The organism is Bradyrhizobium aeschynomenes (assembly GCF_013178945.1).
GTDB classification, from domain to species: domain Bacteria; phylum Pseudomonadota; class Alphaproteobacteria; order Rhizobiales; family Xanthobacteraceae; genus Bradyrhizobium; species Bradyrhizobium aeschynomenes.
The window spans coordinates 1-23,375 of record NZ_JABFDM010000004.1 but is presented as its reverse complement, the minus strand read 5'-3'; the positions used below and the strand labels follow the sequence as shown (position 1 = coordinate 23,375).

Sequence of the window (23,375 nt, the reverse complement as noted above, 5' to 3'; positions counted from 1 at the left end):
AGAAGAGATGTGTGATGCCCCCAGCGCCTTCGGCCGCTCCGGCCGCCAAGTCGCCCGCCGCCAAGTCGCCCGCCGTCGAGGCGCGGACGGTGTCCGAGCTCGCCACCGACATTCTGCGACGCACGACGAGCCTGTTCCTGGCCGGGCCGCGGCCGGCGCCCGCCGAGCAGCTCGATCTCTACGACCAGATGTTCGCCCGCCTGATGCCCCAGGTGGCGACCGACGTGCTGGCCGAGCTGAGCATGGCGCTGGCCGGCGTCGAGCGCGCGCCTTACGGCACCGCGCGGCTGTTGGCGGTTCATCCCGAGCTGCGTGTCGCCGGGCCGATGCTGGCGAAGGCCGCGGTGCTGACCGAGCGCGACCTCGCCGAGTTCATCAGGAGCTCGAGCCCGGCGCATCTGGTTGCGATCGCCGCCCGCCGCGGCATCGGCGACAGCCTCACGACGCAGCTGATCGCGCGCGGCTTTCCGCCGGTGCGCATGGCGCTGGCGCAGAATCTCACCGCGAAACTGTCCGAGGACGGCTATCGCAGCCTGTTCAAGATTGCCGAGCGAGACGAGGATCTCGCCGAGAAGCTGGCGCTGCGCAACGATCTGCCGGCCAAGCTGTCGCGCGCCTTCGTCGCCGCCGCGAGCGAGGGCGCCCGCACCCGCTTCATCAAGGCGGCGCCGCCCGCAACCCGCGCCACGCTGCAGGCTGCTCCGACACGCTCGGCCGGCGCGGCGATGCGCGCGATCTGGGATTACGAGCAGGTGAAGGCCGAGGTCGCCACGCTCAACCGCAGCGGCAAGCTCGGCGACTCCGCCGTCAACCGCTTCTGCGTGACCGGCGATTTCCCCGCGGTGATCGCGGCGCTGGCGCTGCTCTGCGTGGTCTCGATCGAGACGATCGAATCGCTCCTGCAGGAGGATCGCCTCACGGACCTGCTGCTCGCCTGCAAGGCGGCGCGGCTCAGCTGGGCGACGACCGCCATGATCCTGCGCGCCCGACCGAGCTGCGACGCGATCGCGGCCGACGATCTCGACGAGGCGCGCAAGCGCTTCGAGAAGCTCGCGCTGTCGGAAGCGCAGCGGAAGGTGCGCGGGCTCGAAGCCGGCTGAGCACGACGCGGCTGCGTCAGCCCGGCGGCGTCGACGGGTAGGTCGTGAAGTCGATCTTGAACATCGCCGGATCGAGCTTCTTGGTGGTGTCGAGATTGTAGACGGCGACCGTCGTGTCGTAGCCCTGCGGATCGGTCACGGTCCACTGCTTGAGCTGGCCGTCCTTGGCGCCGAGCATCAGCATCAGCCGGCTGGTGCCGATCAGCGCCTGCTTCTCCTCGATCGTGATCGTGACGTAGAGATCGTCGGCGGCGACGGCGATCACGTTGGTGTCCTTCAACAGATCGATGCGGTCCGACAGCAGATAGCGCAACGGCGTCTGCGACAGCGGATAGACGTCCTGGGTCGCCAGCTTGCGGTCGCGGACGACCAGCGACGAGCCGTCGGCCACGATGTCGATCGGCGTCGGCGGATCATATTCGAAGCGCACCTTGCCCGGCTTCTGGATGTAGAAATCGCCCTTGGTCTTGCTGCCGTCGGGGCCGACCTGAACGAAGTTCCCGACCAGCGTCTGCAGCGACGACAGATAGGCGCTGACCTTGGCGGCCTGCGCCTTCTGGTTGGCGTCGAACGAGGTGAAGATGCTGGCCGGCACGTTGCGCCGCGGATCGGGAATGACCGGGTTGGGCGGCGCGGTCTGGGTGGTCGTCTGACCGCCGCGCTGCTGCTCGGAGGCGCTGAGCTGGGAGCCGCTCTTCGCTGCGGATTTCGGGGCCGGCGTGGTCTGGGCGGTCGCGTGGCCGGCGACGCCGGTCAGGGCGCTGGCCGCAACGACGCAGGCCATCAGCCGGGCGGACAGGCTGCGTCCGGGCGGAAGCGAAAAGGGGTTGTTCAACAAGGAGCTTTTCAAAACGACGTCCTGATTCATACGCGTTTCTATCGTGGTTCGGTCGGTCAGCGTGATCGTAATTGCGTGAAGTTACGACCTGGAAACGGCAGATCTGGGACCAAAGCGCGCCGTCAGAACCCGCCTTCCTCCTCGGGCACCAGGATCTCGCGCTTGCCGGCGTGGTTGGCCTGGCCGACGATGCCTTCCTGTTCCATGCGCTCCATCAGCGACGCGGCCTTGTTATAGCCGATCTGCAGCCGGCGCTGAATGTAGCTGGTGGAGGCCTTGCGGTCGCGTTTGACCACGGCGACCGCCTGGGAGAACAGGTCGTCGCCCCCGCCGCCGCCCATGCCGGTGGCGTCGAACACCGCGCCGTCCTCCTCGCTCGGTTCCTCGGCGGTGACCGCCTCGAGATATTCCGGCGAGCCCTGGGCCTTGAGGTGGCGCACCACCTTCTCGACCTCCTCGTCGGAGCAGAACGGGCCGTGCACGCGGCTGATGCGGCCGCCGCCGGCCATGTAGAGCATGTCGCCCTGGCCGAGCAGCTGCTCGGCGCCCATCTCGCCGAGAATGGTGCGGCTGTCGATCTTCGACGTCACCTGGAAGGAGATGCGGGTCGGGAAGTTGGCCTTGATGGTGCCGGTGATGACGTCGACCGACGGACGCTGCGTCGCAAGGATGACGTGCAGGCCGGCGGCGCGCGCCATCTGCGCGAGGCGCTGCACCGTGCCTTCGATGTCCTTGCCGGCGACCATCATCAGGTCGGCCATCTCGTCGACGATGATGACGATGTAGGGCAGCGGATCGAGGTCGAGCTTCTCCTCCTCGTAGATCGCCTTGCCGGTCTCCTTGTCGAAGCCGGTGTGGACGGTGCGCGTCAGCTCCTCGCCCTTGTTGCGGGCTTCGGCAAGGCGCGCGTTGTAGCCGTCGATGTTGCGCACGCCGAGCTTGGCCATCTTCTTGTAGCGCTCCTCCATCTCGCGCACGGCCCATTTCAGCGCGACGACGGCCTTCTTCGGGTCGGTCACGACGGGCGTGAGGAGATGCGGAATGCCGTCATAGACCGAGAGTTCGAGCATCTTGGGGTCGACCATGATCAGCCGGCACTGGTCGGGCCGCAGGCGATAGACCAGGCTGAGGATCATGGTGTTGATCGCGACCGACTTGCCCGAGCCGGTGGTGCCGGCGATCAGCATGTGCGGGGTGCGCGCGAGATCGATGATGATGGATTCGCCGCCGATGTTCTTGCCGAGGCAGAGCGGCAGCTTGGCGACGCTCTCGGTGGCCTCCTTGGCGACCAGCAGCTCGCGCAGATAGACCTTCTCGCGATGCGCGTTGGGCAGCTCGATGCCGATGGCGTTGCGGCCGGGCACGACGGCGACGCGCGCCGACAGCGCGCTCATCGATCGCGCGATGTCGTCGGCCAGGCCGATCACGCGCGACGATTTGATGCCGGGCGCGGGCTCCAGCTCGTAAAGCGTGACGACCGGTCCCGGATGCGCCTTGACGATCTCGCCGCGCACGCCGAAGTCCTGCAGCACGCCTTCGAGCGCGCGCGAATTGGCTTCCAGCTCGCTCTTCGACAGCGGCTGGCGATCGGAGGATTTTGGCGCAGCCAGCATCGAGACCGACGGCAGGTCGTATTTGTCGCTCGACTTCTTCGGCGGCGTTTTCGGCGTCGGCTTCTTGCGCGCCTTCGGTGCCGGCTCCTCCTCCTCTTCGTCCTCCTCGTCCTCGCCGGCCTCTTCCTCCTCGCCCTCGTCTCCGTCCATCTCGGGCGCCAGCGTCGGCTTCTTCTGGCCGCGGGCCAGGCTCGGCTCCTGCCGGCCGGCCGCGGCCGTGCGCGGCTGCGGTCCGGAGGAGACCAGCGCGCGATAGGCCGTTGAGAGGAACCAGCCGATCTGCGCCTTGGCGCTCATGATGGCGTGGAACACCCAGCCCAGCCGGATTGCCTTGCGATCGTCGTCATCCTCGGGGTCGGACAACGGCGTATCATCTTCCTCGTCGGCAAGCAGGCTCGGATCGGCGTCCTTCGCACCCATGCCGCCGGCCACCAGCAGGCAGCCGATCATCGCGACGAGCAGGAGCGTGCCGAGCACGAGCCGATAGATCACGCCGGGCGGTCCGAACACCACGGCCGGCGCGCGCACCAGCGCATCGCCGACGACGCCGCCCAAACCGGTCGGCAGCGGCCAGGCATGCGAACGCGGCCAGCAGCTGGCGAGGCCCGCGGCGATGACCGCGCCGAGCACCCAGGCGCCGAAGCGCAGCGCCTCGCGGTCGAACGGCCGGTGCGTCATCATCCGCCAGCCGCGGATCGCCAGCGGCAGGATCGCCATGATCGAGCCGAGGCCCAGGATCTGCATCAGCAGGTCGGCGCTGATCGCGCCGGGATAGCCGACGATGTTGCGGATCGCGCGCGAGGTGGCGTGGGACAGGCTCGGGTCCTGCACCGACCAGGTCATCAGTGCCGCGGCGGCGACGCCGCACAGCGCGATCAAACAGAGGCCCGCGAGCTCGCGCAGCCGCCGCACCAACGCGTCGCGCAGCGACGTCGGCAGGTGGTTGACCAGGGGAATGACTCGTTCGATCGCCGGCATCCGCATCAGCCCCGCGATTATCCGAGAGTCTCGACCAGCCGGTGCAGCGCCTCGCCGGTCGAGGCGGCATCGGCCACCAGCGCCAGCCTGATGTAGCCGACACCCGGATTGAAGCCGTCGGGTTGCAACCGCGCCAGATAGCTGCCGGGCACCACGCGCACGCCAGCGTCGCGATACAGCCTGACCGTCACCTCCTCGTCACCGCCGCGATCGGCGACGTCGAGCCAGACGCAGAAGCCGCCATCGGGCCTCCGGTAGCCGTAGCGGTTGCCGATGATCTGGTCGGCGAGATCGAACTTGGCGCGGTACAGACGCCGGTTCTCCTCGACGTGATCCTCGTCCGCATAGGCGGCAACCGCGACGTGCTGCAGCGGCACCGGCACCTGCGGCGCGGCGACGTTGCGCAGCTCGTGGAAGGCGGCGAGAAACTTGCGGTCGCCGGCGGCAAAGCCGATCCGCATGCCCGGCACGTTGGAGCGCTTCGACAGCGACTGGAATGCGACGACGTTGGTGTAGTCGGGCCCGGCATGCTCGAGCATGCTGCCGGGCACCGCCTTCGTGTAGATCTCCGAATAGCATTCGTCGCTGAAGATCAGAAAACCAAAGCGGTCGGCGAGCCGGACCAGCTTGCGCATGTAGTCCGCTGATGCCACCGAGCCTTGCGGGTTCGCCGGCGTGGCGATGTAGAACGCGACCGTGCGCGCCAAGGTCGCCTCGTCGATCGCGTCGAGGTCCGGCAGGAAGCCGTTGTCGCGCGTCGTCGGCAGATAGACGGAGTCGCAGCCGGCGGTGCGGGCGCCGACGCCATACACCGGATAGAACGGGTTCGGCATCAGGATCGCGGGCTTGCCGCGGCGCGGGCCGACGTGACGAAGCGCGGCATGCGCGGCGAAGAACAGGCCCTCGCGGCTGCCGTTCAGCACCAGGATTTCATGCTCGGGATCAACCGCGCGCGGCAGCGCGAATCGGCGTGCCAGCCAGCCGGCCGCCGCCTTGCGAAACGGCTCGATGCCCTTGGCGGCGGGATAGCGGCCGAAATCGGCGATGTGCTGCGCCAGCACGGGCCCGACGAAATCCGGCACCGGATGCTGCGGCTCACCGACGGCGAGCGTGATCATCGGCTTGCCCGGCTGATAGGGGGCGAGCAGCTCGTTCAGCCGCGCAAACGGCGAGCGTTCGCTCTCCGAATGGCTGGCGCCAGCGGGCGCGGGGGATGAAGCGGTCATTGCCATACGTAAAACGCGCGCCAAACCAGTGGAAGCCGCCGATCGCCCATGAACCGGTGCCGTTGCGGTCACCATAGGTGGGGCGAGGTTAAGACGCGATTAACCATCGGCGCTGCCACCCGTTTTGATCGTTTTTCCTCGCCCAATCCAGAGGCAATTTCGCAACAGCGGCGGACATTGTGGTGATTCGGGCGCCGGCGGAGGGAACCGGTCGGGCGTCGGATAGGCCGGCAGCCGCGGGCGCGCTCTCCGATACAGCGCCCTCTCCCCTTGTGGGAGAGGGCATCAACGGCTTTTCTGCGCACGCGCTTGGGTGAGGGGTCTCTCTCCGCGCGCCACTCGTGGAGAGAAACCCCTCACCTAACCGAGCCTGCCGCACCCTCGTACATGCCCTCTCCCACAAGGGGAGAGGGCGCATCTACTGGCATCGCGTCAACTCGAAAAACGGGCGGCCCGGTGCGCCGGAATAAGTATGGGAATCTGCGCGCACCGGGCCTTGTCCGAACTACTTGGGGGCTTAGTTCGGATGCTCACCAGTTAGCATGGTCGCTTTTCCGGCGTATTGCCGGTGTTCGTCATTTTGTAGAATTTGATGTCGGAAGACGTCCCGTGCTGCGTGGCCCGGCCGATTTCTTAACGAAGATGTCCACGCCGGCTGTGGCTTCCCGGTGCCAGTGAGGATGCCACACTTCAATATGGGCGGATAGCTGCAGGTCCCTCGCTGCGCTGTTAGTTTGTCTGACCGGAAATACTTCGTCACACTCGGCATCAATCGACATTTCGCGAAACGAGATTGGCGCATCTCGACCATCTTTGACGGGCATCACCGATTCCCGTGGGCGTGCCGACAGATGCGGCGCGCCGGAGACTTCCATTTCGAAAGAGCGTCGATGATGCGTCTGAGACTGCCGGGCGTGCTTGCCCTGATGTTGCTGGCCATGCCCGTTTCGTCGCTGCCCGATAGGGCGGTGGCGGCGCCCGCCGTGGCTGCGAGCTCGATCACCGTCGAGGGCAACAGGCGCATCGAGGCCGACACCATCCGCTCCTACTTCAAGCCGGGCTCGTCCGGCACGCTCGACGCCGGCCAGGTCGATGACGGGCTCAAGGCGCTGGTCGGGACCGGGCTGTTCGCAGACGTGAAGATCGAGCAGCAGGGCGGTCGGCTGATCGTTCGCGTGGTCGAGAACCCCGTGATCGGCCGCGTCGCCTTCGAGGGCAACAAGAAAGTCAAGGACGAGCAGCTCACGGCCGAAGTGCAGTCGAAGCCGCGCGGCACGCTGTCGCGCCCGATGGTGCAGTCCGACGCGCAGCGCATCGCCGAGATCTACCGCCGCTCCGGCCGCTACGACGTGCGCGTCACGCCCGAGATCATCGAGCAGCCCAACAACCGTGTCGACCTCGTCTTTACCGTGGAGGAGGGCGCCAAGACCGGCGTTAAGTCGATCACCTTCGTCGGCAACAACGCCTATTCGGCGGCGCGGCTGCGCGACGTGATCAAGACGCACGAATCGAATTGGCTGAGCTTCCTCGGCAACAACGACATCTATGATCCCGATCGCGTCGAGGCCGATCGCGACCTGATCCGCCGCTTCTACCTGAAGAACGGCTATGCGGACGTCCAGGTCGTGGCCGCGCTGACCGAGTACGATCCGGAGAAGAAGGGATTCCTGGTCACATTCCAGATCGAGGAAGGCCAGCAATATCGCGTCGGCTCGGTGCAGTTCCAGTCCAGCGTCGCGGCCCTCGACGGAAACACGCTGCGGGGCTATTCGCGCGTCAGTGTCGGCGCGCTCTACAATGTCGAGCAGCTCGAGAAGTCGGTCGAGGAGATGCAGATCGAGGCCTCGCGCCGCGGCTTCGCCTTCGCGGTCGTGCGTCCGCGCGGCGACCGCAACATGGAAGCGCACACCGTGGCGATCGTGTTCTCGGTCGACGAGGGTCCGCGCAGCTATATCGAGCGCATCGTGATTCGCGGCAATACCCGCACCCGCGACTACGTCATCCGCCGCGAGTTCGACCTCTCCGAGGGCGATGCGTATAATCGCGCGCTGGTCGACCGCGCCGAGCGGCGGCTGAAGAACCTCGACTTCTTCAAGGACGTGAAGATCTCGGCGGAGCCGGGCTCGTCCAGCGACCGCGTCATCCTGGTGGTCAACCTCGAGGAAAAATCCACCGGCGACTTCTCGATCTCCGGCGGCTATTCGACCACCGACGGTGCGCTCGCCGAGGTGTCGATCTCCGAGCGCAATTTCCTCGGCCGCGGCCTTTATGCCAAGGCGGCCGTCACCTATGGGCAGTATACTCGCGGCGTGTCGCTGTCCTTCGTCGAGCCCTATCTGCTCGATTACCGCATCGCGCTCGGTCTCGACGTTTCCTACCGCCAGCAGCTCGCCAACAGCTACACCAGCTATGGCACGCGCACCGTCGGCTTCAGCCCGCGGCTCGGCTTCCAGCTGCGCGAGGATCTCTCGTTGCAGCTGCGCTACTCGCTGTACCGGCAGGAGATCACGCTGCCGTCCTATCTCGCGAACTGCAACAACAACTCGGCCAACGGGCTGCTCGCCTTCAACCCGACGCCGGCCTATGTCCAGAGCGTGCTCGGCGGTGTGGATCCGACCAATTCGACCAGCTCCGGCGTGTACGGCTACGGCTGCTACGGCGACGGCGAGTCGAGCCTGGCGGTGCGCAAGGAGCTGAACGATGGCGCGGCGCTCACCTCGGCGCTCGGCTACACGCTGACCTACAACACGCTCGACAACACCAAGAACCCGACCGACGGCCTGCTGATCGACTGGCGCCAGGACTTTGCCGGCGTCGGCGGCAATGTCAGCTATCTGAAATCGGCCGTGGACGCGAAGTACTTCACGCCGCTGGTGGCCGATATCGTCAGCGTGATCCATCTGCAGGGCGGTGTGCTGAACAAGATCGGCGACAAGGACCTGCGCATGCTCGACCACTACCAGATGGGTCCGACGCTGGTGCGCGGCTTCGCCTCCAACGGCATCGGTCCGCGCGACATCACCTATCGCAGCTTCGGCGTCACCGGCGACGCGCTCGGCGGCACCAAATATTGGGGCGCCTCGGCCGAGCTGCAGATGCCGTTCTGGTTCCTGCCCAAGGAAGTCGGCCTGAAGGGCTCGGTCTACGCCGATGCCGGCTCGCTATGGGGCTATCAGGGCCCGACGTCGTGGGCGGCCACCGGCGAGGTCAACACGTCGGCCTGCAAATGCGGCATGCAATACGACGACAGCAAGGTGGTGCGCTCCTCCGTCGGAGTCGGCCTGATCTGGGCCTCCCCGTTCGGTCCGCTGCGCTTCGACTACGCGGTGCCGCTGTCCAAGGGCAAATACGACGTCGTGCAGGAGTTCCGGTTCGGCGGCGGAACGTCGTTCTGAGGCGAGGTGCACGCGGGATCGTCGAGTTCGCTCCAGCTAGGCTCTCAGCCGTCATCCCGGGGCGCGCGCAGCGCGAGCCCGGGATCATAACCACAGGCCGTGGTGAGACGGCAGGTGGTCGACATCGTGCGACCTATAGCGGAGACGGCGTATCGATTCCGGGCTCGTGCTGCGCACGCCCCGGAATGACAGTGGTGAACGTCGTTTTCAGCATCCCGCTCATGCGCAAACTGCCCGTCGTGTTAGTTTGCCGCAGCATCAGCCCTTGTGTCGTCGGGCAAATCACCTGCACATTTCCGCGCGTCCCTGCTGCCGCATGAGGGGCGTGTCGCGACCGTCACGAGACGTTGGCAGTGGGATGCGATGGGCGTGTGTCGACGCAGCGTGGATCAGTCTGCGCGGACGAACGGCGAGGCACGCACGGTCAAGTCGCGCGGTCCTGACATCCCGACGCTGATGTCAACTCACGACGAAGCTCTGGCTTCGCGTGGGGATGGTGGCCAGCAAGCCGGCGCACCAGGGAGAACGCGAAGCAGCCGTTAAAACCGTTGCGCGGGGAAGGCCGGGCGTTCTCGGCCAGACCTGTGGTGACTGCCGCCTGCTTTATTTTCTGCAGGCGGGCCACGGGCGCGGCCAGCGCCCGGCCTTCCCCGCGCCCTCTGTGAGTTGAGGGCGGTGAGTTTCAGCACAGCTCGGGCGCATCGTGTCGCGAGGACTTTTCCGCATATCCCGCCGTCATGCCCCGCGAAGGCGGGGCATCCAGTACGCCGCGGCCTCTCAATTCAGTCACAGGCGTCTCGGAGTACTGGATCGCCCGGTCAAGCCGGGCGATGACGCCGAGGGTGGCGATCGATCCATCTCACTCCCTGTTCGCCGGCGTCTGGATGAAACCCCGATTCCACGTCGGGCTGATCAGGATCTCGTTCACACACACCCGTGGCGGCATGCTGGCCACGAACGCGATCGTCCGGCCGAGATCCTCCGGCTGCAGCATGCGCGCCTGCTCCTCGGCGCTCGGCACCACCGGGCGTTGTTCGAGGATCGGCGTCGCGACCTCGCCCGGCATCAGGCAGCAGGCGCGCAGGCCGTTGATACATTCCTCCATGTTGAAGGAGTGCGTCAGCGCCAGCACCGCGTGCTTGGTCGCGGTGTAGGCCGGGCCCGGCATCTTCGAGACGTGGCGGCCGGCCCAGGACGAGACGTTGATGATGGTGCCGTCCGCTTGCGCGCGCATCGTCGGCAGCACCGCCTTCATGCAATACAGCACGCCGTTGAGGTTGATCTCGACCAGCTGGTTCCAGCCCTCGAGCGTCATGTCGTCCCAGCGCCGCCGCGGCACGTTCACGCCGGCCGAGTTGACCAGAAGATCGATGCGGCCGTGACGCATCAGGATCGCGTCGGCGGCGGCCTGCACGTCAGCCGCCTTGGCGACGTCGAGCACGACGGCCTCGGCGGCGCCGCCATCAGCCGCGATCCTTGCCACCACGGCATCGAGCGCCGCCTTGCGCCGGCCCGACACCACGACGGTCCAGCCCGCGGCGGCGAGCGCCAGCGCGCCGGCCTCGCCGATGCCGGTACCGCCCCCGGTGATCCACGCGATCCGTTTCCCCTTGGTCATTTCCTGGCGTCTCCCGTTGCCTTCGAAAGGGCGTTTTTGCTAAGGCAGCCTCGATCAGAGACGGCAGCCCCGGCGCTTCAGCCGCTGCTTTCAGCCGTCCGGGCCCTTTTCGTCTTCGTCGAGCACGATGTTCCGCCGGCTGGCACTGCCGGCCGGCCACCGCTCCAGGGGAATGTTGCATGAACCACGCCGCCAACGCCAATCTGTTCGCCCGCCTGTTCGACGGCCTCGACGATCCCAGCCGGCTCGCCATCGAGACCCATGACGGCCAGCGCATCACCTATGGCGACCTGGTCGCGCGCGCCGGCCAGATGGCGAATGTGCTGGTGGCGCGTGGCGTGAAGCCGGGCGATCGCGTAGCGGCGCAGACCGAGAAGTCGGTGTCGGGCCTCGTGCTCTATCTGGCCGCGGTGCGAGCCGGCGGCGTCTATCTGCCGCTCAACACCGCCTACACGCTCAACGAGCTCGACTATTTCATAGGCGACGCCGAGCCGACCGTCGTGGTGTGCGATCCCTCCAAGGCCGAGGGCATCGGCGCGCTCGCGGCGAAAGTGGGTGCCAAGGTCGAGACGCTCGACGCGTCCGGCAAGGGCTCGCTGACCGAGGCGGCCGACAAGGCCGACACCGCCTTCACCACCGTCCCGCGCGCCTCCGACGATCTCGCCGCGATCCTCTACACCTCGGGCACCACCGGCCGCTCCAAGGGAGCGATGCTGTCTCACGACAACCTCGCCTCGAACTCGCTGACCCTGATCGACTACTGGCGCTTCACCAGGGACGACGTGCTGATCCACGCGCTGCCGATCTATCATACCCACGGCCTGTTCGTGGCCAGCAACGTCACGCTGTTCGCGCGGGCGTCGATGATCTTCCTGCCGAAGCTCGATCCCGACCTGATCATCAACCTGATGGCGCGCGCGACCGTGCTGATGGGCGTGCCCACCTTCTACACGCGGCTGCTGCAGAACCCGCGGCTGTCGAAGGAGACGACCAGCCACATGCGTCTCTTCATTTCGGGCTCGGCGCCGCTGCTCGCCGACACCCATCGCGAGTGGTTCGCGCGCACCGGCCACGCCGTGCTCGAGCGCTACGGCATGACCGAGACCAACATGAACACGTCGAATCCCTATGAAGGCGAGCGCGTCCCCGGCGCGGTCGGCTTCCCGCTGCCCGGCGTCGCCGTGCGCGTCACCGATCCCGAGACGGGCAAGGAGCTCGCCCGCGACGACATCGGCATGATCGAGGTGAAGGGCCCGAACGTGTTCAAGGGCTATTGGCGCATGCCGGAGAAAACGAAGTCGGAGTTCCGCGACGACGGCTTCTTCATCACCGGCGACCTCGGCAAGATCGACAGCCAAGGCTACGTGCACATCGTCGGCCGCGGCAAGGACCTCGTGATCTCCGGCGGCTTCAACGTCTACCCGAAGGAGATCGAGAGCGAGATCGACGCCATGCCGGGCGTGGTCGAGTCCGCCGTGATCGGCGTGCCGCATGCCGATTTCGGCGAGGGCGTCACCGCCGTCGTCGTGAAGCATCCGGGCGCCGACGTCAGCGAGGCCGGTGTTCTCAAGGGTCTCGACGGCCGGCTCGCCAAGTTCAAGATGCCCAAGCGCGTGTTCGTGGTCGACGAGCTGCCGCGCAACACCATGGGCAAGGTGCAGAAGAACGTGCTGCGTGATCAGTACAAGGACATCTATACGAAGTGACGACGTGCTAGCGCCGTCGCGCGATTGCGAGACCTGCGAGTGCGGCCAGCGGCGGCGCGGCGCAGATCAGCACCAGTTCGAGGACGGCGAGCGATGCGATCTCGTGCTGGATGGCGAGCGCGGCGCAGGCCGCGAACAGGCCGGCGGCGGCGAAGCCGAGCACGCAGGTCAGCGGCTCCTCGGCGGGCTCATGCGAAGAGGCCTTGCGCGCCGGCAGCGCAGCCGGGCGTTCGGTCGTTGTCGGCCGGACCGTGGGAACGGGCATCGGACCTCCCTCGCATGCGCCGTTTTCCCGGCGTTCCCACTCAGCCTAGGCCGCTTCGTCGGACGCCGACATGCGACAAAATCGACCGGCCTGGAGCTGCGCGGGACGGAGGAACGCCCGCGGGCTGGTGGCGATTGGCCTCGGCGGCGCGTGGCCGGGAAGTCGGACACCTCGCTCGGGTCCCGCGAATCCATCCGATCAGGTTTGCAGATTCATCGGCCCCGACGACCGCGCCTCGGCGAAACCGGGGAGGCCACGACCGTAGTTAAGCGGTGAATCAATGCTCCACGATCTACGTTACTTAATGGTCCGGGAATGCAGAGCGCAGCGGATCCGAGGGAATAGAGATGAATCTCAGTTCGCTTCATCGGGAGGCGCCCCCTTCTGGTATGCCACGGCGGCGATTGATCCTTTCTTCACCTGTCCCGTAGCATTGAATCATCGTTCGGTTTTGAGGCATTTGTCCGTTGCAACACCTGTTCCTTCTCCGTAAATAAAGGCCGCCTTGCCGATCCACACGGCCGCAAGCCCCTTCCGTTCACGGCCCACAAGAAATCATCAAAGCAACCAATGACAGCCAGGATCGAACGACCGCTTTCGCCGCATCTGCAAACCTACCGCTGGACGCTGACGATGATCCTGTCGATCGTCCATCGCGCCACCGGGGTTGCATTATATTTCGGGACGCTGCTGCTGGCCTGGTGGCTCATCGCCGCCGCATCCGGCCCCAGCGCCTATTCCTACGTCCAGGGCTTTATGGGCAGCTTCCTCGGCCGCCTGATCGTGTTCGGCTACACCTGGGCGTTGCTGCACCACCTGTTGTCCGGCATCCGCCACTTCGTCTGGGACCTCGGCTACGGCTTCAAGGCCAATGAGCGCGAGGCGCTCACCTGGGGCGCCCTGATCGGCGGCATCTTCCTGACCGTTCTGGTGTGGATCGTGGCTTACGCAGTGGGAGGCGGCCGATGAGCAACGCACGCGCGAAATCGATGCGGACCCCGCTCGGCCGCGTCCGCAATCTCGGGGCAGCCCATTCCGGCACCGGTGATTTCTGGCGCCAGCGCATCACTGCGGTCGCGATGACCCTGCTGATCGTGCCGGTCGTGGTCGTGGTGATCATGCTGCTCGGCCGCAACCAGGCCGGTGCCGCGCAGATCCTCGGCTCGATCCCGATCGCCGTGATCATGCTGCTGTTCGTAATCGCGAGCTGCTGGCACATGAAGATCGGCATGCAGGTGGTGATCGAGGACTACGTCCACAACGAGCCGCTCAAGCTCGTTGCGATCATGGCCAACAACTTCTTTGCGGTGACCGTGGCGCTCGCCTCGATCTACGCTCTCATCAAACTGTCCACTGGAGTCTAGCCCATGGCCGGCGGAGCAAATGGCAGCGCGAACGGCGCGCCCGCGACGAACGGAAAAGCCTATCCGATCGAGGACCACACCTACGACGTCGTCGTGGTCGGCGCCGGCGGCGCGGGCCTGCGCGCCGTCGTCGGCTGCAGCGAGGCGGGCCTGCGCACCGCCTGCATCACCAAGGTGTTTCCGACCCGCTCGCACACCGTGGCGGCGCAAGGCGGCATCTCGGCCTCGCTCGGCAACATGCATCAGGACGACTGGCGCTGGCACATGTACGACACCGTCAAGGGGTCGGACTGGCTCGGCGACCAGGACGCGATCGAATACATGGTGCGCAACGCGCCGGACGCCGTCTACGAGCTCGAGCATTGGGGCGTGCCGTTCTCGCGCACCGAGGATGGCAAGATCTACCAGCGCCCGTTCGGCGGCATGACCATGGACTACGGCAAGGGCCAGGCGCAGCGCACCTGCGCCGCCGCCGACCGCACCGGCCACGCGATGCTGCACACGATGTATGGCCAGTCGCTGCGCCATGCCGCGGAGTTCTTCATCGAGTTCTTTGCCATCGACCTGATAATGGACGACCAGGGCGTCTGCCGCGGCGTCATCGCGCTGAAGCTGGATGACGGCACACTGCACCGCTTCCGCGCCCAGACCACCATCCTCGCGACCGGCGGCTATGGCCGCGCCTATGCCTCCTGCACCTCGGCGCACACCTGCACCGGCGACGGTGGCGGCATGGCGCTGCGCGCCGGCCTGCCGCTGCAGGACATGGAGTTCGTGCAGTTCCACCCGACCGGCATCTACGGCTCCGGCTGTCTGGTGACCGAGGGTGCGCGCGGCGAGGGCGGCTATCTCGTCAACTCCGAGGGCGAGCGCTTCATGGAGCGCTATGCGCCCTCCGCCAAGGACCTCGCCTCGCGCGACGTCGTCTCGCGCGCGATGACCATCGAGATCCGCGAAGGCCGCGGCGTCGGCAAGAAGAAGGACCACATCTTCCTGCATCTCGACCATCTCGATCCGAAGGTGCTGGCCGAGCGTCTGCCGGGCATCTCCGAGTCGGCCAAGATCTTCGCCAATGTCGACGTCACCCGCGAGCCGATCCCGATCGTGCCGACGGTGCACTACAACATGGGCGGCATCCCGACCAACTATCACGCCGAGGTGCTGACCAAGAAGGACGGCGACGACAATGCGATCGTTCCCGGCCTGATGGCCGTTGGCGAGGCGGCCTGCGTCTCCGTGCACGGCGCCAACCGGCTCGGCTCCAACTCGCTGATCGACCTCGTAGTGTTCGGCCGCGCCGCGGCGCTGCGGCTGGCCGAAAAGCTGACGCCGAACGGCAAGCAGCCCGATCTGCCGAAGGATTCCGCGGATCTCGCGCTCGGCCGTCTCGATCACTACCGCCATTCGTCCGGCGGTACGCCGACGGCGAAACTGCGCGAGAGCATGCAGCACGTGATGCAGACCAACTGCGCCGTGTTCCGCACCGGCGAGGTGCTGCAGGAAGGCCATAACCTCATTCACAAGGTGTATGGCGGCATCGGCGACATCGCCGTGTCCGACCGCTCGCTGGTGTGGAATTCCGATCTGATCGAGACGCTCGAGTTCGACAATCTCATCGCCCAGGCGGTGGTGACCATGGACTCCGCGGTCAATCGCACCGAGAGCCGCGGCGCGCATGCGCGCGAGGACTTCCCGGACCGCGACGACAAGAGCTGGATGAAGCACACGCTGGCGTGGATCGACAACAAGGACGGCAAGACGACGATCGATTACCGCCCGGTGCACAACTACACCATGACCAACGACGTCCAGTACATTCCGCCCAAGGCGCGGGTGTACTGAGCCCGTCCGTCATAACCTGAGAAGGCCTATCGAAATGGCTGAGTTCGCACTTCCGAAGAATTCGCAGATCACCGGCGGCAAGACGTGGCCGAAGCCGGCGGGCGCCACCGAGGTCCGCGAGTTCAAGGTCTATCGCTGGAATCCGGACGACGGCAAGAATCCGAGCGTCGACACCTACTATGTCGACGTCAACGATTGCGGCCCGATGGTGCTCGACGGCCTGATCTGGATCAAGAATCACATCGACCCGTCGCTGACCTTCCGCCGCTCCTGCCGCGAAGGCGTCTGCGGCTCCTGTGCGATGAACATCGATGGCCAGAACACGCTCGCCTGCACCCGCTCGATGCACGACGTCAAGGACGGCGCGGTCAAGATCAATCCGCTGCCGCACCAGCCGGTGGTCAAGGACCTCGTGCCGGACCTCACCAACTTCTACGCCCAGTACGCCTCGATCGAGCCCTGGCTCAAGACGACCTCGCCGACGCCGCAGAAGGAATGGCGGCAGAGCCACGAGGATCGCGAGAAGCTCGACGGCCTCTACGAGTGCATCCTGTGCGCCTGCTGCTCGACCTCGTGCCCGAGCTATTGGTGGAACAGCGAGCGCTATCTCGGTCCGGCCGCGCTGCTGCAGGCGACGCGCTGGGTCAAGGACAGCCGCGACGAGGCGACCGGCGAACGGCTCGACAATCTCGAGGATCCGTTCCGTCTCTACCGCTGCCACACCATCATGAACTGCGCCAAGGCGTGCCCGAAGGGGTTGAACCCGGCCGAGGCGATCGCCGAGCTCAAGCTCAAGCTGGTCGAGCGGCAGATCTAGCCGCCCGGCAGGGTTCGCCGTTGTACCTTTCGCGCCCGGAAACGTCATAAGTTCCGGGCGCAGCTGGTTTGTCGCCGGCAACGATTGCGTTAAGCTCGTGGCCTTCTGGGGCCGGAGCGACCGTGCAGACCGCACAACGCAAATCGCTGACGATGCTGCGCTGGATGATGGTCGCATCGCTGGCGCTGCCCGTCGCGCTTTTCCTCATCGCGGGCTATGTGTCCTACGGCACGACCTATGAGGAAGCCGACCGCGAGATCCGCCGCTCGCTGGACGTCGTCCACGAGCATGCGCTGAAGGTGTTCGAGACCATCGATCGCAGCCTGTCGGAAATCGACGAGATCGTTCGCGACCTCACCGATGCGGATATCAAGGCGCGCGAGCAGGTGCTGCATGCACGACTGCGTCAGCTGTCGGATGCGCTGCCGCAGCTGAAGTCGGCCTGGGTGTTCGACGCCCATGGCCGGCCGCTGGTCAACAGCATGCTCTACCCGGCACCGGACATGTCGTTCCTGGACCGCGACTACTTCGACGCCCATGTCAAGGAGAGCGTCGGCACCTTCATCGGCGCGACCTTGACGCCGCGCTCGCCCTATCAGGGCGCAGCCTTCTTCAGCATCAGCCGCCGCCGCCAGTCCGACGACGGCAGCTTCACCGGCATCATCCAGACGTCCGTGCTGCCCGACTATTTCGAGCACTTCTATGCCCGCATCGGACGTGCCCCCGGCAGCTACTTCGCGCTGCGGCGGTTTGACGGTCTCGTTCTCGCCCGCTTCCCGGTGACGGAGCGAAGCGCGGGCCCGGCCCCGCACGACATCCCGGCCATGGCCGCCGACACCGACCGACTGGTCACGGAGACCTCGCCGCTTGATGCAATCGAGCGCCGCGTCGGCTACCAGCGTCTGGCCGGCTATCCTGTCTACGTCTCCGCCGGATTGGACACGGCGACGATCCGCAACCGCTGGCTTGGCACCATGAGCCGGCACCTGATCTTCGGCATTCCTGCAACGGTCCTGCTGATCATCTTCCTCACCCTCGCCCGGCGCCGGACCGAGCACTTCTACGTCGAGGCCGCCCGTCGCCTGGAGGCCGAGGATGCCCTCAAGCATGGCCAGCGCATGGAGGCGCTGGGCCAGCTGACCGGCGGCGTCGCGCACGACTTCAACAACCTGCTCACGGTGATCCGCGCCTCGGCCGACCTGCTGCGCCGCCCCAACCTGCCGGACGAGCGGCGGCAGCGCTATATCGACGCGATCTCTGACACCGTCGCACGGGCGTCCAAGCTGACCTCGCAGCTGCTGGCCTTTGCGCGCCGGCAGACCCTGAAACCCGAGGTGTTCGACATCGGCCGCAGCGTCGTCGCCCTGCGCGACATGACCAAGACCCTGGTCGGCTCGCGCATCGAGGTCGTGACTTCGGTGCCGCCCGAGCCCTGCTACGTCAATGCCGACGCCGGCCAGTTCGAGACGGCCCTGATCAACATGGCCGTCAATGCCCGCGACGCCATGGCCGGTCAAGGACTTCTGAGCATCGCCGTTGCCCCCGCGTCCGATCTGCCAACACCCGTCGCGCCGCACCACCGCCCGCCGCTCGGCTATGTCGCCATTGCGGTGCAGGACACCGGCATCGGAATCCCGCAGGACCAGTTCAGCCGCATCTTCGAGCCGTTCTTCACCACCAAGACCATCGGCCACGGCACCGGTCTTGGTCTGTCGCAGGTGTTCGGCTTCGCCAAGCAGTCCGGCGGTGAAATCGGCGTGACCAGCGAAGTCGGCCGCGGCGCCACCTTCACGCTCTATCTGCCGCGGGTAGCGCCGTCGCATGAGCCGCGGAGCGAAGCTGCCGGCCACGCGGCGCCGATCGGCGGGCGGGGCATGTCGGTGCTGGTGGTCGAGGACAACATCGATGTCGGGAGATCGGCGACCGAGGCGCTGGCCGAGCTCGGCTATCTCACCACGCTGGTCGACAATGCCAGGGACGCCCTGGAAGAGCTGGTCGGCGGCGCCAGCCGGTTCGACGTGGTGTTCACGGATGTCGTCATGCCGGGAATGACGGGACTCGAGCTCGCGGAGGAGATTCGCCGGCTCGATCTGAACATTCCCGTCGTGCTCGCGAGCGGCTACAGCCACGTCCTGGCCCAGCAGGGCACCAATGGCTTCGAGCTGCTGCGCAAGCCCTACTCCATCGAGGAATTGTCGCGCGTGCTGCACAAGGTCGCCCCGGTGCCGCACCATCGTGCGCCGCCGGTGGCGCCGAATTCGGAGGTGCGCTAACCGGTTGCAAACGGGGAACCCTGGCCGGGAACCTTCTACTCAGGCTGCTGTTATTGCGGCATGGGACAGGTCCAGGACACCGAGCGGCCCGCTGTTTCGGAGCCTGCGCCGGCGCCGATCATCGAGATCGCCGCCGAAAATGGCGATCACGTCGAGCCACCACCACCGGAGGTCGTCGAGCCCGATCCGGAGCTGACGCCTGAAGAGGCCGAGCAGGTTCGCAAACGCTATCTGCTCACGCGGTTCTGGATCAGCGCACGCGGCTACTGGGGAAAAACGGGCGATCGCCTGGCGTGGCCGTTCACGATCGGTCTCCTCGTCCTGATCGTCGGCACGGTCGCGTTCCAATACGGCATCAATGTCTGGAACAGGTCGATCTTCGATGCGATCGAGAAACGCGATTCCGCGACCGTCTTTCATCTGACCGCGATCTTCTTCCCCCTGGCGATCGGCAGCGTCATCCTCGGCGTTGCGCAAGTCTACGCGCGCATGGCGATCCAGCGGCGCTGGCGCGCCTGGCTGACCAATAGCGTGGTGACGCGCTGGCTGACCAACGGACGCTACTATCAGCTCAATCTCGTCAGTGGCGATCATAAGAACCCGGAATACCGGATCGCCGAGGATCTTCGCATCGCGACGGACTCGCCCGTCGACTTCGTGGCAGGCGTGAGCTCGGCGCTGCTTTCGGCCGTGACCTTCATCGTCGTGCTCTGGACAATCGGCGGCGCGCTGACGCTGCACCTCGGCGGCACCGAGTTCACCATCCCGGGCTTTCTGGTGATCGCGGCGATCGTTTACGCGGCCATCGCCTCGGGCTCGATCATGACGATCGGCCGCCGCTTCGTGCAGACCTCCGAGGACAAGAACCAGGCCGAGGCCGATTTTCGCTACACCCTGACGCGCGTGCGCGAGAATGGCGAAAGCATCGCGCTGCTTGGCGGCGAGACCGAGGAGCGCGCCGGCATCGACAGGACCTTCGGCAACGTGCTGCGGCAATGGGCGCGGCTCGCCGGCCAGCACATGCGCACCACCCTGGTATCGCAGGGCTCGAGTCTCATCGCGCCGGTCGTGCCGCTGCTGCTGTGCGCGCCAAAATTCCTCGACGGCAGCATGACGCTCGGCCAGGTGATGCAGGCGGCGAGCGCGTTCACGATCGTGCAGACGGCCTTCGGCTGGCTCGTCGACAACTATCCGCGGCTCGCCGACTGGAACGCCTGCGCTCGCCGTATCGCCTCGCTGATGATGTCGCTGGATGCGCTGGAGCGCGCCGAGCGCGGCGATGGTCTCGGCCGCATCAAGCGTGGCGAGACCACGGGCGAGGCGATGCTGACCCTGAATGATCTGTCGGTGACGCTCGACGACGGCACCGCGGTCGTCGGCGAGACCGAGGTCGTGGTCGATGCCGGCGAGCGACTGCTCGTCGCCGGTGAATCGGGGACAGGCAAGAGCACGCTGGTGCGTGCGATCGCCGGCCTCTGGCCCTGGGGTGGCGGCAGCATCAACTTCCACCCCGACCGCCAGCTGTTCATGCTGCCGCAGCGGCCTTACGTCCCCTCGGGCAGTCTCCGCCGTGCCGTCGCCTATCCGGGCGCCGCCGAGGACTGGAGCGTGGACCAGGTTGGAGAAGCGCTCCACAAGGTCGGCCTCGATCATCTCAGGGATCGGATCGAGGAGGAGGCGCCATGGGACCAGACGCTGTCCGGCGGCGAGAAGCAGCGTCTTGCCTTTGCACGCCTGCTGCTGCACAGGCCCGACATCGTCGTTCTCGACGAGGCGACGTCCGCGCTCGACGAAAAGAGTCAGGACCAGATGATGCAGATGGTGACGAGCGAATTGCCCAAGGCGACCATCGTCAGCGTCGCGCATCGCGCCGAGCTCGAGGCTTTCCACAGCCGCAAGATCGTGCTGGAGCGGCGCAAGGGCGGCGCCAAGCTCGTCAGCGACATCGATCTCATTCCCCGCAAGGGCAAGCGGCGCCTGATCGGACGCTTCCTGCGCCAGCGCAAGGCGGCCTGACCGGCGCAGAGACATCGGCACGTCTGGCGCGAGCCGGGGCGTTGTCGCGGTGAGACCACAATGCGGCCATCTCGGCTGCATTGGAGTCGGCGGCAAAACCGGCTATCACTCGGCGCCCTCATTCCAGGACCCGACCTTGACGCCCGACAACGATCCTTCTCCGGCCCCTTTCGGAGCCTTCGCACCCAATGCCGCGCAGGCCCTGGTGATCCGGCTGGCGCATGGTTCGGGGTTGAAGCGCGGTGCATTCCGACCGATGCTGACGCGGTTCGTCAACCTGCTGCGGGCCGGACCGCTCGACGTCGACTATCAGGGCGCCAATTTCCGCTTCCACCATCAGGTCAGCGCGACCGAGCGCGGTGCGCTGTTCAATCCCGACTACAACCGCGAGGAGCTCGACTTTTTGCGCAGCCACCTCCCGGAAGGAGGCGTCGCCGTCGACGTTGGCGCCAATGTCGGGACATTCGCCTTGCCGCTCGCGCGTCACGTCGGGCCGCGCGGTCGCGTGATCGCGATCGAGCCGCACCCGGTGACCCATGCGCGGCTCAGCTTCAACCGCGATGCATCCGCGCTGGCCCAAGTCACGCTCGTCGCCGCTGCGGCGGGTGACAGCGACGGCGAGGTCATGATCGAAACCGACGGTGACAATCTCGGCGCCAGCCACGTCGTCACCGGCACCGCCGGCGGCGAGGCCTTCAGGGTCCCGTCGCTGCGGCTGCAGGCCATCCTGGAACGAGCCGGTGCAACAAAGCTTGACGCGCTGAAGATCGATGTCGAAGGCTTCGAGGACCGCGTGCTGACCTGCTTCTTCCGCGACGCGCCCTCCGTGCTGTGGCCGCGGGCTATCGTGATCGAGCACTTGTCGCGCGACGAGTGGCAGAACGATTGTCTCGCCGACATGACCAGCCGCGGCTACCGCGAGGTCGGCCGCACGCGCAGCAACACCCTCCTCCTGCGCGACTGAGGGAGAGCGGATTCACGGCAGTTCCGCGGCACAGCCCGGAACATCGCGGGGCCGCGCGGCGTTGACGTTCCTGATCATTCAGGAGCGAATCATGAGCACCGACGACATGCGCGATCAGGATCGCGTCTGGGATCTGATGAAGAAGATCGGCTTCGCCATGCTGGTCACCCGCGACGGTGACAGGCTGCGGTCGCGGCCGATGAGCGCCTATCTCGCCCGCGATGAAGGCATGATCTATTTCCTCACCGATGCGCGGCATCACAAGGACGAGGAGATCGCGCGTTCGCCACAGGTGAACCTGGCTTTCGCCGATGCCGGCAGCCAGAAATACGTCTCGCTGACCGGCACCGCGGCCATTTCCAACGATCGGGTCAAGATCCGCGAGCTGTTCACGACGACGGCCAAGGCGTGGTGGGACAGCGCCGAGGATCCGAACATTCGCCTGCTGCGGATTACGCCTGATGACGCCGAGTTCTGGGATTCGCCCGGCACGGTGGTGAGCTACGTCAAGATGGCCGCGGCTGCCGTGACCGGCACGCGGCCCGACGTCGGCGACAATCGCAAGGTCGCGATGTGATGCCGATCGAGCCGCCAGAAATCCCGCCTGCAACCCCCGGGCACCCCGTCGAGCCGCCGCCCGAGGACCCGGTCGGCAACCCCAGCCCCGAAGTGCCGCCGCCGGTGCATGAGCCGGATACGCCTGCGCCGCCGCGTGAGTTGCCGGGACAGGCACCCGACGAAGTACCGGGCCGCGGCCCGCTCAGTCCGACCACCCCCAATCCGGTCACGGATTGACCGCGGTTGAACCGTGATCATGATGGACAAGAGAGAAGGCCGGCCGGATGCCGGCTTTCTTCGCGTGGTGTTCCGCCAAGCCTTTGAAAATCATGACTGAATGAAACATGAATGGCAGTGGTCCGGCGACCAGTTCGCGTCGAAATAAATCCGCTCGCGGGTTTGAACTGCGCCACAATCCAGCCTAACGCATAAACGTTGATCACTCCGTGCTTCAAAAAGAACGTTTCGGGAAACCAGGACACATGAGCAAACTTCGCGTTCTGCTGCTTGCGACGACCGCGCTGTCGGCGATGCAACTGACGAACTCCGCATCCTACGCGCAGAGCGCGCCCATGATCATGGCCCAAGGTCCGGGCGGGCCTGGCGGAGAGGTCGGTCCCGACGGTCGACCGAAGCAGCCGCAGCAGGGACAGCCGCAACGTCAGGGTCCTGGCGCCGCGCCGCCGGCTGCGCCTCCGCATCAGGCGCCTCCGCCGCCCGCTGCCGCGCCGCGCCCGGCGCCACCTCCGCCTCCACCGCCCGCTGCGGCACCGCGCCCGGCCCCGCCTCCGCCGCCCCCACC

The 23,375-nt window shown here is 66.4% G+C and carries 17 protein-coding genes and 1 pseudogene; 13 read left to right on the top strand and 5 right to left on the bottom strand.

The features are described from left to right. The first annotated feature begins 14 nt into the window (after positions 1–14). Positions 15–1,100, top strand: a complete 1,086-nt coding sequence (locus HL666_RS13055) for a DUF2336 domain-containing protein (protein ID WP_172181825.1) — start codon at positions 15–17, stop codon at positions 1,098–1,100. A gap of 16 nt (positions 1,101–1,116) precedes the next feature. On the opposite strand, the gene HL666_RS13050 is transcribed toward HL666_RS13055, so the two are convergent. The 3 genes from HL666_RS13050 to HL666_RS13040 form a co-directional block, all read right to left on the bottom strand. After that, positions 1,117–1,884 (bottom strand): outer membrane lipoprotein carrier protein LolA, encoded by a 768-nt coding sequence (locus HL666_RS13050; RefSeq protein WP_172182290.1) that lies wholly within the window; start codon positions 1,882–1,884, stop codon positions 1,117–1,119. A gap of 176 nt (positions 1,885–2,060) precedes the next feature. Then, the gene (locus HL666_RS13045; RefSeq protein WP_172181824.1) at positions 2,061–4,535 is read right to left on the bottom strand and encodes a DNA translocase FtsK; all 2,475 of its coding nucleotides are present in this window, start codon (positions 4,533–4,535) and stop codon (positions 2,061–2,063) included. Between the two features lie 11 nt (positions 4,536–4,546). Next, positions 4,547–5,761 (bottom strand): aminotransferase class I/II-fold pyridoxal phosphate-dependent enzyme, encoded by a 1,215-nt coding sequence (locus HL666_RS13040; protein WP_172132613.1) that lies wholly within the window; start codon positions 5,759–5,761, stop codon positions 4,547–4,549. An 884-nt stretch (positions 5,762–6,645) separates the two neighbouring features. Between HL666_RS13040 and bamA the strand changes: the two genes are divergently transcribed. Next, positions 6,646–9,150, top strand: coding sequence for an outer membrane protein assembly factor BamA (gene bamA / locus HL666_RS13035; protein ID WP_172181823.1), 2,505 nt, complete (start codon positions 6,646–6,648; stop codon positions 9,148–9,150). A gap of 859 nt (positions 9,151–10,009) precedes the next feature. Here bamA and HL666_RS13030 read toward each other — a convergent pair. Then, positions 10,010–10,768: an SDR family oxidoreductase gene (locus tag HL666_RS13030; RefSeq protein ID WP_172181822.1), complete on the bottom strand. Its 759-nt coding sequence runs from the start codon at positions 10,766–10,768 to the stop codon at positions 10,010–10,012. Positions 10,769–10,947: 179 nt separating this feature from the next. On the opposite strand from HL666_RS13030, the gene HL666_RS13025 reads away from it, so the two are divergent. Next, positions 10,948–12,474 carry a malonate--CoA ligase gene (locus HL666_RS13025; RefSeq protein ID WP_172181821.1) on the top strand — a complete coding sequence of 509 codons (1,527 nt, stop codon included), beginning with the start codon at positions 10,948–10,950 and terminating at the stop codon, positions 12,472–12,474. Positions 12,475–12,481: 7 nt separating this feature from the next. Here HL666_RS13025 and HL666_RS13020 read toward each other — a convergent pair whose 3' ends face one another. Further along, a complete protein-coding gene (locus HL666_RS13020) occupies positions 12,482–12,739 on the bottom strand; it encodes a hypothetical protein (protein WP_172113061.1) in 258 nt (85 codons plus the stop codon). A gap of 570 nt (positions 12,740–13,309) precedes the next feature. Between HL666_RS13020 and sdhC the strand changes: the two genes are divergently transcribed. The 10 genes and pseudogenes from sdhC to HL666_RS12975 form a co-directional block, all read left to right on the top strand. Continuing rightward, on the top strand, positions 13,310–13,708 hold the full coding sequence (gene sdhC, locus HL666_RS13015; protein WP_015663402.1) for a succinate dehydrogenase, cytochrome b556 subunit: 399 nt from the start codon (positions 13,310–13,312) through the stop codon (positions 13,706–13,708). Between the two features lie 20 nt (positions 13,709–13,728). Further along, a complete protein-coding gene (sdhD, locus tag HL666_RS13010; RefSeq protein WP_172113083.1) occupies positions 13,729–14,103 on the top strand; it encodes a succinate dehydrogenase, hydrophobic membrane anchor protein in 375 nt (124 codons plus the stop codon). A 3-nt stretch (positions 14,104–14,106) separates the two neighbouring features. After that, complete coding sequence (gene sdhA, locus HL666_RS13005; RefSeq protein ID WP_172113060.1) at positions 14,107–15,945, top strand: succinate dehydrogenase flavoprotein subunit; 1,839 nt, start codon at positions 14,107–14,109, stop codon at positions 15,943–15,945. A 34-nt stretch (positions 15,946–15,979) separates the two neighbouring features. After that, positions 15,980–16,762, top strand: coding sequence for a succinate dehydrogenase iron-sulfur subunit (locus tag HL666_RS13000; protein WP_172113059.1), 783 nt, complete (start codon positions 15,980–15,982; stop codon positions 16,760–16,762). Positions 16,763–16,884: 122 nt separating this feature from the next. Then, positions 16,885–19,035 (top strand): ATP-binding protein, encoded by a 2,151-nt coding sequence (locus tag HL666_RS12995; protein ID WP_172113058.1) that lies wholly within the window; start codon positions 16,885–16,887, stop codon positions 19,033–19,035. Positions 19,036–19,095: 60 nt separating this feature from the next. After that, a complete protein-coding gene (locus HL666_RS12990; RefSeq protein WP_172113057.1) occupies positions 19,096–21,051 on the top strand; it encodes an ABC transporter ATP-binding protein/permease in 1,956 nt (651 codons plus the stop codon). 136 nt (positions 21,052–21,187) lie between these two features. Further along, positions 21,188–22,015 (top strand): FkbM family methyltransferase, encoded by an 828-nt coding sequence (locus tag HL666_RS12985; RefSeq protein ID WP_172181820.1) that lies wholly within the window; start codon positions 21,188–21,190, stop codon positions 22,013–22,015. Positions 22,016–22,106: 91 nt separating this feature from the next. Next, a complete protein-coding gene (locus HL666_RS12980; protein ID WP_172113055.1) occupies positions 22,107–22,592 on the top strand; it encodes a pyridoxamine 5'-phosphate oxidase family protein in 486 nt (161 codons plus the stop codon). Further along, positions 22,592–22,810, top strand: coding sequence for a hypothetical protein (locus HL666_RS34195; protein ID WP_246739280.1), 219 nt, complete (start codon positions 22,592–22,594; stop codon positions 22,808–22,810). The genes HL666_RS12980 and HL666_RS34195 overlap by 1 nt, the downstream gene beginning before the upstream one ends. A 245-nt stretch (positions 22,811–23,055) precedes the next feature. Further along, a pseudogene (locus HL666_RS12975) lies at positions 23,056–23,375 on the top strand (OmpA family protein); the annotation flags it as partial.